This window comes from Paraburkholderia metrosideri (genome assembly GCF_904848625.1).
Taxonomy (GTDB): domain Bacteria; phylum Pseudomonadota; class Gammaproteobacteria; order Burkholderiales; family Burkholderiaceae; genus Paraburkholderia; species Paraburkholderia metrosideri.
Genome location: NZ_CAJHCP010000002.1, coordinates 120,920 through 136,856 on the forward strand (window position 1 = coordinate 120,920; position 15,937 = coordinate 136,856).

Annotated in this window: 13 protein-coding genes; 5 read left to right on the plus strand and 8 right to left on the minus strand. The window is 57.1% G+C overall.

The window, feature by feature from the left end; all coding sequences use genetic code 11:
- Nucleotides 1–18: 18 nt before the first annotated feature.
- The 4 genes from LMG28727_RS03545 to LMG28727_RS03560 all read left to right on the plus strand — a co-directional run bounded on the left by LMG28727_RS03545 (nucleotide 19) and on the right by LMG28727_RS03560 (nucleotide 3,758).
- On the plus strand, nucleotides 19–861 hold the full coding sequence (locus tag LMG28727_RS03545; RefSeq protein WP_201640935.1) for a hypothetical protein: 843 nt from the start codon (nucleotides 19–21) through the stop codon (nucleotides 859–861).
- Between the two features lie 88 nt (nucleotides 862–949).
- Complete coding sequence (locus tag LMG28727_RS03550; RefSeq protein ID WP_201640936.1) at nucleotides 950–1,612, plus strand: aspartate/glutamate racemase family protein; 663 nt, start codon at nucleotides 950–952, stop codon at nucleotides 1,610–1,612.
- 218 nt (nucleotides 1,613–1,830) lie between these two features.
- Nucleotides 1,831–2,628 (plus strand): HpcH/HpaI aldolase family protein, encoded by a 798-nt coding sequence (locus LMG28727_RS03555; RefSeq protein WP_201640937.1) that lies wholly within the window; start codon nucleotides 1,831–1,833, stop codon nucleotides 2,626–2,628.
- Nucleotides 2,629–2,792: 164 nt separating this feature from the next.
- Nucleotides 2,793–3,758, plus strand: coding sequence for a 2-hydroxyacid dehydrogenase (locus LMG28727_RS03560; RefSeq protein WP_201640938.1), 966 nt, complete (start codon nucleotides 2,793–2,795; stop codon nucleotides 3,756–3,758).
- A gap of 134 nt (nucleotides 3,759–3,892) precedes the next feature.
- Here LMG28727_RS03560 and LMG28727_RS03565 read toward each other — a convergent pair whose 3' ends face one another.
- Nucleotides 3,893–4,822 carry a LysR substrate-binding domain-containing protein gene (locus LMG28727_RS03565; protein ID WP_201640939.1) on the minus strand — a complete coding sequence of 310 codons (930 nt, stop codon included), beginning with the start codon at nucleotides 4,820–4,822 and terminating at the stop codon, nucleotides 3,893–3,895.
- Nucleotides 4,823–5,714: 892 nt separating this feature from the next.
- On the opposite strand from LMG28727_RS03565, the gene LMG28727_RS03570 reads away from it, so the two are divergent.
- On the plus strand, nucleotides 5,715–7,133 hold the full coding sequence (locus tag LMG28727_RS03570; RefSeq protein WP_201640940.1) for an aldehyde dehydrogenase family protein: 1,419 nt from the start codon (nucleotides 5,715–5,717) through the stop codon (nucleotides 7,131–7,133).
- 127 nt (nucleotides 7,134–7,260) lie between these two features.
- Here LMG28727_RS03570 and otnI read toward each other — a convergent pair whose 3' ends face one another.
- The 7 genes from otnI to LMG28727_RS03605 form a co-directional block, all read right to left on the minus strand.
- Nucleotides 7,261–8,049 carry a 2-oxo-tetronate isomerase gene (otnI, locus tag LMG28727_RS03575; protein WP_201640941.1) on the minus strand — a complete coding sequence of 263 codons (789 nt, stop codon included), beginning with the start codon at nucleotides 8,047–8,049 and terminating at the stop codon, nucleotides 7,261–7,263.
- A 37-nt stretch (nucleotides 8,050–8,086) separates the two neighbouring features.
- A complete protein-coding gene (otnC, locus tag LMG28727_RS03580) occupies nucleotides 8,087–8,728 on the minus strand; it encodes a 3-oxo-tetronate 4-phosphate decarboxylase (RefSeq protein ID WP_201640942.1) in 642 nt (213 codons plus the stop codon).
- Nucleotides 8,728–9,996, minus strand: coding sequence for a 3-oxo-tetronate kinase (otnK, locus tag LMG28727_RS03585; RefSeq protein WP_201640943.1), 1,269 nt, complete (start codon nucleotides 9,994–9,996; stop codon nucleotides 8,728–8,730). Before otnK ends, otnC begins: the two co-directional genes overlap by 1 nt.
- A 440-nt stretch (nucleotides 9,997–10,436) precedes the next feature.
- Complete coding sequence (locus LMG28727_RS03590; RefSeq protein WP_201640944.1) at nucleotides 10,437–11,318, minus strand: NAD(P)-dependent oxidoreductase; 882 nt, start codon at nucleotides 11,316–11,318, stop codon at nucleotides 10,437–10,439.
- Entirely contained in the window at nucleotides 11,315–12,232 is a 918-nt protein-coding gene (locus tag LMG28727_RS03595) for an NAD(P)-dependent oxidoreductase (RefSeq protein WP_201640945.1), read from the minus strand. Before LMG28727_RS03595 ends, LMG28727_RS03590 begins: the two co-directional genes overlap by 4 nt.
- Before the next feature lie 476 nt (nucleotides 12,233–12,708).
- Nucleotides 12,709–13,905 carry an MFS transporter gene (locus LMG28727_RS03600; RefSeq protein WP_201640946.1) on the minus strand — a complete coding sequence of 399 codons (1,197 nt, stop codon included), beginning with the start codon at nucleotides 13,903–13,905 and terminating at the stop codon, nucleotides 12,709–12,711.
- 275 nt (nucleotides 13,906–14,180) lie between these two features.
- Nucleotides 14,181–15,662 (minus strand): aldehyde dehydrogenase, encoded by a 1,482-nt coding sequence (locus LMG28727_RS03605; protein WP_201640947.1) that lies wholly within the window; start codon nucleotides 15,660–15,662, stop codon nucleotides 14,181–14,183.
- Nucleotides 15,663–15,937: the final 275 nt, after the last annotated feature.

A 15,937-nucleotide genomic window follows, 5' to 3' on the forward strand; every position in this document is an offset into this window, starting at 1 on the left:
GACCATAAGGAGGGTCAAATGCGAGTTTCGGAAGCATCAGCGACGGATTTTGGCACAATTGGCAGCAACATGCGGGAGGGGGTACTTGAACAGAAGTTTCTCCTGCAGGGGAAGCCAGGCTCCAAGAATAACTACCTGATCAATGTTGGCCGTACCGGTGCAGGCGGCTGGGTGGCTCCGAGTCATCGTCACAACTTTGATCAGGTTCGCTATGTGATCAAGGGCAATTTTCCCTATGGTCAGGGAAAGAGTTTGCCAGAAGGTTGGGTCGGATACTTTCCGGAGAGCGTCTATTACGGCCCCCAGGACCGCCCTGAAGGGCTGGAAATGATGGTTGTCCAGTTTGGTGGTTCGAACGGCTACGGTTTCGCGAGCGTGGAAGAGCGCGAGGCGGCAAACCAGGAGCTGAAGAAAAAAGGCGAGTTCAAGGACGGCATCTTCACCTGGTACGACGAGTCGGGCAAGAAGCACAACCAGGACGGCTTCGAGGCATGCTTCGAAGCAGTGATGGGTCGCAAGCTCGAATACGCGAAGCCTCGCTACGAGGATCTCGTGCTCATGAATCCGGCAAGTTTCGACTGGATTCCGGAAGCAACGAAAGGTGTCTACTCAAAGTGGCTGGGCTCGTTTACTGAACGCAACACGCGGATCGGATTCGTGAAGATTGAGGCGGGCGCCTCATTCTCCGCGGGTTTGCAGTCGTCGATCGAACTGCTGTTCCTGAGCAAGGGGAAAGTCAGTTTTGAAAGCAAGGAATACGGACTCCACACTGCATTTGAATTCGAGGCGAATGAAGGTCCATCGCCACTCAAAGCAGTCGAAGAGACGGAGTTTTTCCGACTAGTTATGCCGACATTCTGAAGTTGGACTGGGCGCGTGGCTAAGCTGGGCCCCTCAAAACTTTCGGTTGTCTCCTATTGCCCTCCATTTTACGAAGTGAACTGAAGCCATGACGACGATTGCTGTGGTGCACACTGGGCCGGTTACGGTTCAGCCGATCAAGGAGCAAATCAGTGAGCAAATTCCTGAGGCGCGTGTTATCAACATCATGGACGACAGCTTGCTCAACGACGTGCGTGCTGCTGGCCATCTGACTCCAGAAGTTGCGAACCGGATTCACTCGTACATGACCAACGCGCAAGCCATGCACGTTGACATCATTCTTAACGCATGCTCCTCCGTCGGCGAAGCCGTTGACTCGGTACGCAACTTTGTGAGTACGCCCATCGTAAAAATCGATGAAGCGATGGCAGAAGAGGCCAGCTCTATTGGTCGACGTATCGGTGTGGTGGCCACTGTGTCAACCACGCTCGAGCCGACCGTTCGGCTGATCAAGAAAAAGGCCAGCGAACTCAACCGCACTATTGACGTCACCGAGCGGATTGCTGAGGGCGCGTTCGAGGCTTTGCTCAGCGGTGACGCCGCGAAGCACGATGAGATTCTCAAGACGACTATCTCGACATTGGCAGAGACCGTCGACGTCGTTGTCTTGGCTCAAGTATCGATGGCGCGACTGGTTCCGCAGTTGCAGGGCGTTCGCGTGCCGGTGCTTTCCAGCCCACGCAGCGGGGTCGCTGCGTTGAAGCGCGCCCTCGATAGTAACGTGCGTTAATCGGGACGTTCAGAGGGTTTTAGAGCTTGCTTCGCATCTGATGAGGGTCGCCTTCACGCCTTCGAAAGCTTGGGCTTTGCAAACACTGTGGATCAAGTTCTCGGACACGATGAGATGCGACGGAACGACACGCGATGGATACAGTCGCCAGCCGTTTCCGGTTTGGACCGGTTGGATTCTTTGTCAAGTTTGTTTGGGTCCGAGATTAAGGAAACAAAATGAAAGTAGCTGCGCGGGACCTGGTCCGCAACGTTGTTAAAGAAAAGCTGGCGCGCGATGAAGTAGCGCTGTCGATGACGGTTCGCCTGGTCAGGACGGCCGAGATCGTCACAATCGCAAAAACCGCTGGCTTCGATACGTTCTACATTGATTTGGAGCACAGCACGCTGTCGTTCGAGACCGCCAGTCAGATTTGCTTGACTGCAATGAACGCGGGCATCGCGCCGTTTGTGCGATTGCCGAATCTCGCACCAGACGTCATTGCTCGCATTCTGGATGGCGGCGCCCTTGGAGTGATTGCACCTCACGTCGAATCGGCTGAACAGGCAAAGCAGGTCGTTAAGGCCGCGAAGTTCCCGCCCTTGGGCGAGCGTTCCCACGGGGGCGTGCTGCCGCATATGGGCTTTCGCTCGTTCCCCGCCGCTGAAGTTGGCGAGGCCGTGAACGCGGCGACCATGGTCGTCATCATGATCGAGACCAAGGAAGCGCTTGAAGCGATCGACGAGATTGCGGCTATCGACGGGGTTGACCTGCTCTTTATTGGAACCAACGACCTGTGCGCCTCGCTGGGCATCGGGGGACAATTTGAGCATCAATTGGTACACGATGCCTACGCGAAGGGCATTGCTGCGTGTCGGAAGCATGGGAAACATCTAGGAGTCGGCGGACTCAACGCTCATCCTAAGTTGGTTGCCCAGTTTGTTGAGATGGGCGCTCGCTACGTCTCGACGGGTACCGACATCTCGTTCCTCGTTAACGGCGCTAGCACGCAGGCGGCGAGAATGCGAGACCTCTGATTGCCAACTCGAGACTACGGGGCAAGGGATCTGCAGGCGTGAGCTCATCGCCGCTGATGAAGCCGACTCGGGCTCATGGCGGCGCAGGAACGAATAGGAGCGCCGGCGTGCAGTCGCGTTGGTCGAACAATGTCCTGCGCTGTTACTTCTAGAGGAATATCTTTATGACCAAAATCGTAGTTTATAAGCCACTTCCAGACGAAACGATCGAATACCTGAGGTCGCATGCCGATGTGGCGATCGTCGATCCGAAGCAGCCGGGCGCGTTAATCGAAGCACTGAAGGACGCTGACGGTGCGATCGGGACCGGTGCGAAAATGAACGCCGAGACGCTCGCGGGGGCCACCCGACTTAGGGTGCTCTCTACCGTTTCGGTGGGCTTTGATGCCTTCGACGTCGAGTATCTGAATCAGCGTGGCATCGTGCTGACCAACACGCCGGATGTGCTGACCGAATCGACTGCTGACACCGCCTTCTCGCTGGTTCTCCTAGCGGCTCGACGCCTTGCCGAACTCGCAGCATTTGTGAAGGCCGGCAAGTGGACCAAGAAGATCGGCGAGGACAGGTTTGGAGTGGACGTTCACCACAAGACTCTGGGCATCGTCGGCCTTGGTCGTATCGGGACCTCTGTCGCGCGACGCGCCGCTTTGGGTTTCGAGATGAATGTTCTGTATGTCGACCAAGGCGTCAACGAACGAGCTGAACGGGAGTATGGCGCGAAAAAAGTGGACTTGGACGAACTACTGAGAACATCCGACTTCGTTCTTCTGCAAGCACCCTTGACGCCGGAGACGAAGAACCTGATCAGCACCCCGCAACTCAAGGCAATGAAACGCAGTGCGTTCCTTATTAACGCATCGCGTGGACCGATTGTCGACGAGGCTGCGTTGGTCGAAGCACTTAAAGACGGTACTATCGCAGGCGCTGGACTTGATGTCTATGTTGAGGAGCCGCTCTCGTTAGTGTCGCCGCTGCTCAAGCTCGACAACGTCGTGACACTGCCTCATATCGGGTCGGCGACCCACGAGACTCGTGCCGCAATGAACAAGAATGCCGCAGAGAACCTCATCGCCGCGTTGAACGGCACCCTCAAGACGAATATAGTCAACCCCGACGTGCTGAAGCGCTAAGACCACTCGACGGCCCAGGGCAAAGACCCTTGGTCGGCCGATATTCCCCACCCGAACAACGCGGTGAGGTGACCGTGACCTCTGAGACGTCCTCAACGCTCAGAGGTTCGGTGTTTTTTGGGCCTAGAATCTGGCTACTTCGATAAGTCCTTAACAATCTCGATCATCTTCTCGAGGATCGGATCGTTCTGCCTTCGCACCCACCCGAAAATGAAACGGGTTGAATAGTTAATGTTCGTCAGCGGGATAATCGTCAAGTCGCTGGGGTACTGGAAGTTCTTGCCCACCACCGCCAGTCCGACGCCCATGCCTACCGAGATAAGGTTGAGCTGAGACGCGATGGTGCTGACCTCCTGAACGATGTTCGGCTCGAATCCCGCGGCCTGACAGAAGGCGTAGAGCTGCCCGTAGCTTAGGCTACTGCTGGACTTGGGGTCCACTACGAACGGTTCGTCTGCGAGATCCTCAAGCGTCAGTGACTTTCTACGGGCTAAGCGGTGGTCATTCGGTACCGCGACGCCTACATTGCCCGTCTGGATGCAGATTGAATCCAGGACAATGCCTTCGCGCTCCATATTGATTTCGGTACGCCGCTTTCCTGGATGCGGACTGGGGCCTAAATGCATGAAGCCAGCATCAATTTTTCCTTCCGCGAGAGCTTTCGGTTGGAGGGAAGTAGATAGTTCAACCAGCGAGAGGTTGATTTCAGGATAAGTCGCCCGAAATTGCTTGACTGCAGCCTTGAAGATTGAGTGCATCAGGGTTAGGGATCCGTAGCCGATTCGGAGCGTCCCCGTCATGCCTTGTCCCACGCGCTTGGTGAGGACGATCGCTTCGTTTAGATCGTCCATGACACGGACAAGCTGCGGCAGGAGCGTGCGCCCCGCAGCCGTGAGCTTGACCGTATGTGCCAGCCGTTCAAAGAGCTGTGTCCCTAGCTCCCCTTCCAGATCCGCGATGATCTGCGAGACGGCCGGCCTTGTGATGTGCAGTCGTGTAGCGGCGCGCCCGAAATGTTCTTCCTCTGCAGCTGCGATAAAGTAACGTAGATGTCGAAGTTCCATCTCTCTCGTGTCTCCTTCAACAGCGGCCGGTCGGCTCTTCGAGGAGACCGCCGGCATGATTTGTTCCGACACAAAATCTTTGACTTTCGCTGTGTCGGTTAGCTTCGCTTACCAGTCCACCATAATAGCTGACTTGACCCTAAGGCGGGGCGATTTCAAACTCTTATCATTGTCGCTGCCAATGCTGTGCGTTGAGGCTGGTTCTTCTGCATTGGAATACGCGCCTGCGCCGGCTGTCCGAGGCGGCTTCGTTCAACGAGAAATAGCTTTGTCGGAAGGGCACGAATTCCGACAAAGTGGGTGGCATCCATTACGCGGTCATAACTCGTAGAGCAGGAGACATCTGTGAGCCTTTCGGGAAGATCGTTGCGCACCCTTGTGGACAAATGGATCGGAGCGAGGTGCGATATTCGCATTACGCAGTTCAGTCACGGTCGCGATGAGCAGTACAGGTTTGTGCGGATCGAGGGGGCATCGAACGAGTCATCGATAGCGCTAATCTTCTTTCGGCACGATGATGGCAGCTGGTGTGTCTTTCCGCCCGCGCCGAGACGACCTGCCATGAATTTTGGCGTATAGCCACGAGCGGTGTCGATCTGTTGGAGGACCCCACAAGTTCACCCGTTCTCGCGGAGTCGTATGCCGCCGCACTTCACGTGCTTCTGGCGCTGCAACGTCGGTAAGCGAGGGGGATGCGCCGGCGCTTCATCCCGAAGGAAGCAGCGACCCTGCTCGTCGGCGCCCCTCGCGGGAACGCGAGCCATCCTTGCGAATCTCGAGTGAGGACAGCCTTGAGCGCAGGGTTCGCAGACGCTGCGCCAAACGAATTTATTTTCGGTTGAATGGAGCCACGAGAAAAGCCATTGACCAAGTGCATTAACCGGAGACTAGTATGCGATCGTATGAAAAGTGTTACATCAATGGGGAATGGGTTGCCCCCCTTAGTTCTAGAGAATGGACGCTGACTGACCCCGCAACTGAGAAGCCGTTTGCAAGCATCGCGCTGGCCGGTGCGGAGGACGTAGACCTGGCAGTCAAAGCCGCCCGAGCAGCGTTCAAGGAGTTCAGTGAGACTTCGAAGGCGGAACGGATTGACTTGCTCGAGCGGGTCATTGAGCGCTTCGGGAGCCGGGAAAACGAGCTCGCAGACGTCGTGACTGCAGAACTTGGCACGCCCGTCTCCCAGAAGATTCACGCCCCGGCAGCGCTTGCGTCGTTCAAACAAGCTTTGGCGACTTTGAGAGAATACGAGTTCGAGTACCGTCTTGGACCTAACATCGTTCGCCGCGAGCCGATCGGCGTCTGTGGGCTCATCACTGCGTGGAACTGGCCATTGCAGCTTCTTGCGACCAAACTCGCATATGCATTGGCTGTTGGCTGCACGATAGTTTTGAAGCCGAGCGAATTTACGCCACTGAGCGCAATTCACCTCACAGAGGTGCTTCACGAGGCGGGCGTGCCGAAGGGCGTTTTTAATCTGGTCCTGGGCGACGGACCTATCGTCGGCAACGCCATCAGCAAACACATGGACATCGACATGGTGTCGTTCACGGGTTCAACCAGGGCCGGTGTGTTGATCGCAGAGGCGGCTGCTCCCTCGGTCAAGCGGGTGGCTCAGGAATTGGGCGGGAAGTCGGCTAACGTGATTCTCGACGACGCCGACCTCAAAGCCGCAGCTAAATGGAACGTCACTCGAGCATTTTCCAACACAGGTCAGTCATGTCATGCTCCGTCGAGAATCCTGGTTCAAGAGAATCAGGTGGAAGAGGTATTGGCCTTGCTCGAGCAGGAAGCGAAGGCAGTAAAGGTGGGCAATCCGCTCGATCCGCAGGTGACGATGGGTCCCGTCGTCAACAAGCTACAGTTTGACCGAGTGCAGGAATACATCAAAATCGGCATCGAGGAGGGCGCTACTGTTCGGGTCGGCGGCGTCGGTCGACCGGAGGGGCTTGAGCAGGGCTACTTTGTTAAGCCAACCATTTTCTCTAACGTGACGCCTAACATGCGTATCGCGCAGGAAGAGATCTTCGGTCCAGTGCTTGCCGTTATCCCTTACCGCACAGAGGAAGAGGCTATCGAGATTGCGAACGGGACGCCCTATGGCTTGGGTGGCTATGTGTTCTCGTCGAATCGGGAGCGAGGCAAGTCGGTCGGCCGTCAACTTCAGGCAGGCCGCGTCTTCCTGAATGGTGCTGTGAGCAACACCGAGGCGCCGATGGGCGGATACAAGCGTTCGGGGAATGGGCGGGAGATGGGCGTCTTCGGCCTTGAGGAATTCCTCGAGACAAAGGCGATGATAGGGTTTGACTAGGACGCAGGCGCCCGTTCGCGGGCGGTTTGCAGTTCACTGGTGAAAAAATGGACGAAACGCTGCCCACGAGCGCCATTTCGATGTCGCTCGCGGGCCGAGGTGGCCGATGTATTCATGGCAGCGTCGTTCACAGGTAGGGTTTGATCCAGCCAAGCCCATCAGATGTCCCTGCTTTCGGACGATATTCGCATCCGATCCAGCCGTCGTAACCGAGCGAATCGATTAACTCAAACAGGTACGGATAGTTGAGCTCGCCAAGGTAGGGTTCGTGACGGTCGGGCACCCCAGCGACCTGGATATGGCCAATGCCGGCGTTGTGGCGCTTCATGTCACGCTTCAGCTTCACTGCAATATCGCCCTCGACAATCTGGCAGTGGTAAATGTCAAACTGGACTTGCAGGTTGGGCGCGCCGATCTCGTCGCAGACGGCCTGTGCGTCGTCCTGCCGGTTCAGAAAGAAGCCTGGAATGTCGCGGGTGTTGATTGGCTCTATCACGACGGTAATCCCTAGTGACAGTGCTTCTTTTGCCGCGTAGTCGAGATTTTCCAAATAAACCGCGCGGTGTTTTTCGCGCAGTTGCTCCGGCGCGATCAGGCCAGCCATGACGTGGAGTCTTCTGTTACCCAGTACGGCCGTATATTCAAGGGCTTTTTCAATGCTCTTTCTGAATTCTGGCTCGCGCCCGGGCAAGGACGCGATGCCGCGCTCGCCCGCTGCCCACTCGCCGGGCGGGGCGTTGAACAGTGCCTGCGTCAAGCCGTTGTCTGCCAACCTTGTCTTGATTTCCGCGGCTTCGAAATCGTATGGAAATAGAAATTCGACAGCCTTGAATCCGTCCTTGGCTGCGGCGGCAAAACGGTCGAGGAAGGGATGTTCTAAATACATCATCGTGAGGTTTGCTGCGAACTTCGGCATGTGTCTTGTCTCCGGGTCGATATCTCTCGTGTCATGCTTACCAGCGCGCGCCGAATACAGTTCGCAACTCTTCGATCGACGAGTCTCTAAGCGGCTCCGGTCGCGGGACGGCCGACAGATAAAGCCGCGCCGTTTCTTCAAGTTCTTCTAGTGCGTAGCTCGCCTGTGATACTGATTTTTCCCACACGACCGGCCCGAGCCGTTCCAGCAGCACTGCCCGCACCTTTGACGCCAGCACGGCCACTTGTTCCGCCACGGCTACGTCGCCCGGACGGCGATAGCGAATCAGAGGCACATGACCAACTTTCATAACAAAGTAGGGCGTAATCGGCGGCAGCACGTCATCGTCCGTCCAAACACCGGCGACGGTCAACGCGACGAGATGTGTCGAATGTGTATGCACAATGCCGTGTGCATCCGGGTTGTTCTCGTAGATCCGACGATGCAATGCGAGCGTCTTCGAGGGCCGCGCCCCCGATACATGGTTCCCCTGCAGGTCGACCTTGGCAATGTCATCCGGATCTAGAAGACCGAGGCAGGCGTCGGTTGGCGTGATGAGCCAGCCGTCCTCAAGGCGAGAGCTGATGTTGCCCGCTGTACCTACAGTGTAGCGACGGTCGTAAAGACTTTTCCCCGTTCTGCAGATTTCTTCGCGAATGCGTGATTCATTCGATGCCATCACAGTACCTTCAGCGCCTTTGCAAAAAAATCGGTCGTACCAAAGTTTCCAGACTTGAGCGCGAGCGCGAGAGGCATCTCACCGCGTTTTCCGATTGATTGTGTCGCGGGCACACCGGGATCGATTTGCGGCCCGATCCGCAGCGAGCGGACGTCGAGAGCTTGGACGACAGCACCGGAGGTTTCGCCACCGGCGACGACGAACTTACGTACGCCGGCATCGCGCAACTTACGTGCGATAGAGGCGAGCGCATCTTCAACGAGATGCCCCGCCTTCTCAACGCCTAGTACCTTCTGCACTGCTTTCACATCGTCGGGGGACGATGTCGCGTAGATCAGCACGGTTTCATCGTGGCTCCGCGCGAATTCAAGGGCGTTTGCGATCACAGGCTCCCCACGAGACAGCGCGATTGGATCAATTCGGAAACTTGGTTTTGATGCGCGCCATTCCGCCACCTGTGCATTGGTAGCCTTGGATGCGCTGCCCGCGAGGATGACGGCCTTTCCATCCATTTTCGGCAGATCAGCCGCGTCTCCTCCATACACCAGCAGATCCGCGGAGTGAAAATTCTGCGGCAGGCCGAGAGCTATGCCAGAGCCGCCTGTGACGAGCTTGAGGTCGCGGCATGCCTTACCGAGGGCATACAGGTCGCTGTCGGACATCGCGTCGGCGATGGCAAGTCGTACACCGTCCTCCTTCAGTTCTTCGATGCACGCGCGGATTGCATCGGCACCCTTGGAGATCGTGCCGTAGCGGATCAAGCCGACTCTGGACTTCGTCTGGCGTTGCAAGACGCGCACCAAGTTTGGATCGGTCATTGGAGTCAGTGGATGATTCTCCATTCCCGATTCGTTTAACGGTACATCACCTACGAACAGGTTGCCGCGGAAAATCGTTCGGCCGTTCTCGGGAAACGCGGGGCACGCGATAGTAAAGTCCTCACCCAATGCTTCGAGTAGGGCATCCGCGACCGGCCCGATATTACCTTTGTCAGTGGAGTCAAAGGTCGAACAATATTTGAAGAAGAACTGGGTGCAGCCTTGTACACGCAACCATTCAAGGGCCTGGAGCGACTGGCGCACGGCATCTTTCGCAGGAATCGTGCGCGACTTTAGCGCGACGACGAGCGCATCCGCTTCAATCTGCGTGTCCGCGTCCGGAACACCGATGGTCTGCACCGTCCGCATACCGCCGCGCACGAGCATATTGGCGAGATCGGTCGCGCCGGTGAAATCGTCGGCGATACAGCCTAGTATTGCCTGCGCCATTGCTAACTCCCTTCCGGATTTCGATGCCCGGCTTAATTTACTTTACGTTAGTTCTCGTCGCCATGACCGATGGCGAGCGATCGCGCCGATTATCCGAGCACCGCTCTTGCAGCGCAAAAGCGGCCTCTGGATCACCGGACCTCAGGTGTCTCGCTTGTTTCACCACTCGAACAACCCGCATGTCTTCCAGTTCGAAACGGAAGGGTTAAGCGCCACCGCCCGGAACTGCCGCGCGACACGAAAGATTTAAGATGCAGGTACACGAACAACTTCGTCACAGCGCATATTTTGGCGCCTTACGTTGAATGCGTGTTTCCAAGGGGCTTGGTCTTACGCGAGCATGAGCTTTTCGCCGCAAAAAAGGCCAGTGCCGCATATTCGCGCCGGGTTTCGCGCTCGCATGCACTGGCACGCCTCTTTAGCTGTGGGCGACCGTTTGATTATCCCGCACCTTGTGTTGGCAGGCCTGAGTCAACCGCCCAGATGTCGGCAAGTCTATCGACAGTGGCCGACTCACCAAGTCGATTCGAAGCGGCATCCAACGTAGATCGGGTCATCGTCGCGATTAGCATCGGCGCTCCGTAGCGCATTCCGACAGCTGATGCCTTTCTCAGATCATCCGCCCAACTGCCGAGCGTGACGTTGGCCGTTCGCTTGTTTGCGACTAAAGCGGGAAGCACGCGAGCAGCCGCACTGTTGTAGCCAGAACTCTTGTTCAAGACCGTCGCCATGTCGGCAAGGGTGAGTCCATTCTTGGCCCCCATCGCCGCGCATTCATAGGTAATGAGACGGTTACACGCCGCGACCGCCGCTACGACGAGACGCATGGCGTGGCCGCTCCCTGCGTCGCCACAATGGATGATCGTCGGACAGACTGCTTCCAGAATGGCGCGCACCGACTCCAAGACGAGAGTCGGGCCGCCAAAGAGGATGGCCGATGCTTCCAGGATCGCTGCTGTGTTTTCCGTGTGCAGAGGTGCATCTACGAGTGTAACTCCGACCTCGCTCAATTCCCTGGCAAGCGATTTGGTATCGTCCGGATCACCTTGGCTCATATCGATAAGCGTTTGCTTTTCGACAAGATTCGATCTCAGCCCGTCGGGGCTTCGGAGTAGCGCATCTCGTACCTTATCGGAGTCTGTGCATAGAATAACAACGTCCGCTCCCTTGGAGAGCTTCGAAGCGCTGTCCACCTCTTCCGCTCCGTCGCAGCGTAGAGAGTCGTTGCCACAGCCGAGGATGCGAACCGAATGTTCTTTCACCATTTGGCGAGCGATAAACGCGGCGACTTCACCGCTTCCTGCCAATCCAATCGTACTCACTTTGCCTCCAGAGACTCTGCGGTCGTAGCGCCACCGACGAATTTGGTGTCTGCCATGGACTCAATAATCCCAATCATTTGTTCGAGCTGCGCATCCTTACCTAGCGAGTTAAGTCCAATCTGCAGAATGGATCGCGCTGCCGCGCCGATGGGCATCGGAACTTTCTGATCTGCAGCGAGTGCGATTGCCTGGTGAATGTCTTTGACCTGGAGAGCGAGCCAGAACTTCGTCGACTGACGGCCTTCGGCGATAGCGGGTAGCATGCCTTGAGAAGTGTAATTTCGCGCCGTCGTGGCGTTGATCGCATCGGTCATGCGTTCGAGGGGAAGGCCGAGCTTCCGTCCCATCGCAACGACCTCGAGGGTTGCCAGCCGGCAGCTAACATTCATCATGTTGTTCACGGTCTTCATCGTCTGACCGTTGCCAACGCGCTCGCCGCAGTGAAAGACATTCGGACTGATTGACTGCAGCACAGGCAGCGCCTTCTGGAAAGCTGCCTCAGGGCCGGAAGCGATAATGGAGATCGTCCCGGCAATAGCGGTCGCCATGGCTCCAGAGACCGGTGCGTCGAACAGCGAGACGCCCATTTCCTCGAGCTGTTGAGCGAACCCTCTCGTTTCCGCTGGAACTCCACTGGTCTGGTCGACAACAATCTTGCCTGCTGACAACCCCGCTGCGGCCCCGTTGGGTCCGAAAAGAACTGCCTGAACGTCTGAGCTTCTGGGCAAGCAAAGCAGTACCACGTCGCTGTTACGCGCCAGTTCTGCTGGCGTCGCTGCGGCCGTCGCACCGAGCTCGACGAACGAATCTACGGCCTTCTGATTCAAATCGAATACGGACAACGGAAACTTGCCGATCAGATGGCGGGCCAGCGCACCGCCCATGGCGCCCAACCCGATATAGCCGATGCGCATCTATCTCCTCCTTGCTTCGACTGCCGATGCTGTCCTCGGCGAACTGTCGCATTAAAAAGCGACCTTACGCAATCGTGCGCCTTGTGAAGAGGTTCGTCGAGTCGCATTTTCTTCGCTGTATGGTAAGTGGCACTTACCGGACGCCGCTTCAACGTGAAGGCGTACACACCTGTCAGCGGAGAAAAAAGCCTTGAAATATTCGTGGGCGTGCGCATCTGAGGCCGCGGTCTCCAAGCGCACCGCAGGCATCAGTACGGTCCAGGCTGCGCCTCTGAGTGTGACGGTTATTTATCGGCCAACCATTGCACGAGCGGCCGCGGTTGCATGTGGGATCCCCGATTCGACAGCGCGGACCACCGTGTCACTTCGTCGCGTAGCCGCACCTTCCAGCCTGCCCGTCCTCGTTTGAATCGGACAAGGCTCTCGGCGCGGCGGCACATCGTTGTTCAAACAGGCATTTTGCCGGGAAAGCGAAATCAAGCCGGTACGCCGTCGCGAGTTAGCAGGTGGAAGGCGACGCCGGCGGTGCAAAGAACAACCAGAGCGCTGACCAGGAATACAGCACCCAAACTGACGTGCCCGCCGATCCACCCGAGCGCCGGGCTACCCGTAGCCATCGCTACATCGAGGAACGCGGTATACAGTCCCATCGCCAAACCGCGCTTCTGCGGTGTGGTACCGCGAACCGCTTCGACGCCCAGCCCGGGATACACCAACGAATAGCCGACCCCTGCAAGCGCCGCTCCGACGGAAGCGATTAAGGCCGTCCTGGCTAGCCACATCAGCAATAAACCTGACGTCTGTACTATCACAAATATAAGAGCTACTCTGGCACCGCCGAAACGGTCGGGAAGATGGCCCCCAACAGCGCGCGCCAAGATCAGCGCGCCACCGAAGGCCGTAAAGCCCATCCATAGCGGCTCCCAGTGCATCTCCGCATAGAAAAGCGAACTGAATGTCAAAATTGCGCAATACCCCGTACTCGCTAGCGCCGCGCCAAGTCCGGGCAACCAGACCGCTCGGACGATAGTCCCGAATGACGAGTGTTCTCCATGCGGATGGGGCGCAACTGCGGGGACTCGTATCAGGAACACTAAGACGATCAAGGGCACCAGCGTTGTTATCAACGCAATTGCGAAAAAACCGAACGACGTGTAGGCGGTCGTCCCAATCGGGCCGCCAAGGGCTAAGGCGGCGAACATTGCCGTTCCTACCCAAGCGATTACTTTGCCAGCATGTTCCTTGTCGACGAGACGAAGACCCCAGGCAATTCCACCGGTGATTATGAAGCTCTCGGCACCACCGAGTACCGCGCGGCCGGCGAGTAAAACCGCAACGGATAGAGCCGGGCGTTTAAGGAAAGCGAGCGAAAGCTGGTAAAGCAGCCCGGCGGACGATGCCGCAACCAAGCCAATCAGCACGCCGCGCTTGGCGCCATGTCGGTCGGAGTATGTGCCCGCCCATACTCGCGAAAACAGCGTTGCAGCAAACTGTGCCCCCGCCACGAGGCCGACAACCGACATTCCGAAACCGAGATCGTTGCGAACATGCAATGGCAGAACTGGAAGCGCAACGCCAATTATTAGAAAGCCCGCAAGCACAGAGGTCATAAGAGGCAATAGGGGCGTGACAACAGAATACCTGGCTGCTTTGCCCCGACGGAAATCGGACATATCGACGTTCTCTACATTTAATCGAGGTCAAGCCACAATCGAGCTGCGAGACGCTTTGCGCCTCGTCGGATGTCCGATTCAGGAAGCGGCGTCGTGCTGATTCCATTTCTTGCCGCTGGCGGCACAGAGGCCAGTCGGCTGCGGCAAATGACGCTTGTGCGAAAAAAAGCCCGCTGCTACGCGGGCGAACTTGAAGACACATGCGCACAGGAGTGTGTCGTTCCTCAGACCGCGAGTGGAACGGGCGGCCTCGAGCGTATGCAAATGCAACACCTCTAGCGCTGAAGGAACGGATTACTTGGTGGAGTTGCTGAGGTAGATAGGAAGACGCTCTTTGTTTCGAGAAACTCGTGGACGGCTTCAATGCCATTCTCGCGGCCGAGGCCTGACATTTTTACTCCACCAAACGGCATCATGAAGCTGTACGCACGGTAAGTGTTGACCCAGACGGTGCCGGCTCTGAGAGCCTTTGTCATGCGCATAGCTCGACCAATGTTTCCCGTCCAAACGCCGGCAACCAGGCCGTAAATGATACTGTTGCCCAACTCGATGGCGTCGTTTTCGTCGTCGAAGCCGATAATTGAGAGCACAGGACCGAAGACCTCTTCTTGCGCAATGCGCATGTCGTTGGTTACATCGGTGAAGATGGTCGGCTCGACAAACTGTCCGCCCGTTACTCCGGGACCGGTAGCTGGCTTACCACCGAGGACGCAACGAGCACCGTCGCCGTGTGCAATCTCTATGTATTCCAAAACCTTCGCGAATTGTAGAGGCGTTGCAATTGGCCCAACGTTCGTGGTCGGCTGCATGGGATCGCCCAGCCGTACATCTCGGGCGAGGGCGACGAGTCTTTCGGTGAAGCTTTCTTTGATGGAGTTTTGGACAAGGAGCCTAGAACCGGCAATGCACATCTGCCCTGCGGCCCCAAAGATCCCGGACGCCACGCCGATTGCTGCGGCATCAAGGTCTGCATCCTCAAAAACTATATTCGGGGATTTACCACCCAGCTCCATAGCGACGCGCTTCATTCCGCGCGCAGCGGTTTCGTAGATGCGTGCGCCGGTGACGTCAGAGCCGGTGAAGGTGATTTTCGCGACGTCCTGATGCTCAACCAACGCCGCACCGACTTCGCCGCCGTACCCAGTGACAACATTCATAACCCCGTCGGGAAGCCCTGCTTCCTTGGTGAGTGCCGCAAACTCGAGAGAGCTCGCTGACGCAAACTCCGAGGGTTTGATCACCACTGCGCACCCGGCCGCCAGCGCGGGAGCACACTTAAGAGAAAGGAACTGTAGCGGCGAATTCCACGCTGTCAGTGCTGCGACCACTCCCACCGGCTCATGCGTCGTGAAAGCGAAGACGCCCGGTTTTTCAACTGGCATGACCGCGCCTTCGATCTTGTCAGCAAGTCCGCCGTAGTAGTACCAGTATTCGGGGATGGTCTTTAATTGCCCCTGCATTTCCGCGAGGACCTTGCCATTGTCGCGGGTCTCCGTTTCAGCCAAACCCTTAGCGTTGTCAACGATGAGGTCGCCAATGCGACGCATGACCTTTCCACGTTCGGTGGCCGTCATTTTGCTCCATGGACCATCGTACATGGCGCGCTTGGCTGCCCCCACCGCGCGGGACGAGTCTTCTGCGGTACCGCGAGGAATTTTCGCCCAGGGCTCGCCGGTGTAAGGGTTGACTGTGTCAATCCACTCGCCCTTTGCCGGGTCTTCTGGCTTCCCGTCGATCCAGAGCTGATACTTCTTCATCCTTTTATCTCCAAGGGTCGGCTGACGCATCAACCGAAGGGGGCACCTTCTCGCAGCACAGACTGGAGAACTGGGAAGTCGACATGCTCTGCGTTGCTCACAATGTGTGGCCGCTGCACGATTTGGGGCGCTGATATGCGCCATCCTTTTATAAACGGAGCTTCGCTTCTGTGATTGTCTACAGGGCGCGCGTAAGCGTCGAGTTGGATTTGCTTCTCGAAGGGAAAGATCTTCTAACCGATGCTGGGATCCGCGGGAACGACGAAGATGCCGCT

Excerpts from the sequence above, each read along its gene's own strand:
- LMG28727_RS03545 (WP_201640935.1), top strand. The coding sequence starts at position 19 with ATGCGAGTTTCGGAAGCATCAGCGACGGATTTTGGCACAATTGGCAGC.
- LMG28727_RS03550 (WP_201640936.1), top strand. The coding sequence starts at position 950 with ATGACGACGATTGCTGTGGTGCACACTGGGCCGGTTACGGTTCAGCCG.
- LMG28727_RS03555 (WP_201640937.1), top strand. The coding sequence starts at position 1,831 with ATGAAAGTAGCTGCGCGGGACCTGGTCCGCAACGTTGTTAAAGAAAAG.
- LMG28727_RS03560 (WP_201640938.1), top strand. The coding sequence starts at position 2,793 with ATGACCAAAATCGTAGTTTATAAGCCACTTCCAGACGAAACGATCGAA.
- LMG28727_RS03565 (WP_201640939.1), bottom strand. The coding sequence starts at position 4,822 with ATGGAACTTCGACATCTACGTTACTTTATCGCAGCTGCAGAGGAAGAA.
- LMG28727_RS03570 (WP_201640940.1), top strand. The coding sequence starts at position 5,715 with ATGCGATCGTATGAAAAGTGTTACATCAATGGGGAATGGGTTGCCCCC.
- otnI (WP_201640941.1), bottom strand. The coding sequence starts at position 8,049 with ATGCCGAAGTTCGCAGCAAACCTCACGATGATGTATTTAGAACATCCC.
- otnC (WP_201640942.1), bottom strand. The coding sequence starts at position 8,728 with ATGGCATCGAATGAATCACGCATTCGCGAAGAAATCTGCAGAACGGGG.
- otnK (WP_201640943.1), bottom strand. The coding sequence starts at position 9,996 with ATGGCGCAGGCAATACTAGGCTGTATCGCCGACGATTTCACCGGCGCG.
- LMG28727_RS03595 (WP_201640945.1), bottom strand. The coding sequence starts at position 12,232 with ATGCGCATCGGCTATATCGGGTTGGGCGCCATGGGCGGTGCGCTGGCC.
- LMG28727_RS03600 (WP_201640946.1), bottom strand. The coding sequence starts at position 13,905 with ATGTCCGATTTCCGTCGGGGCAAAGCAGCCAGGTATTCTGTTGTCACG.
- LMG28727_RS03605 (WP_201640947.1), bottom strand. The coding sequence starts at position 15,662 with ATGAAGAAGTATCAGCTCTGGATCGACGGGAAGCCAGAAGACCCGGCA.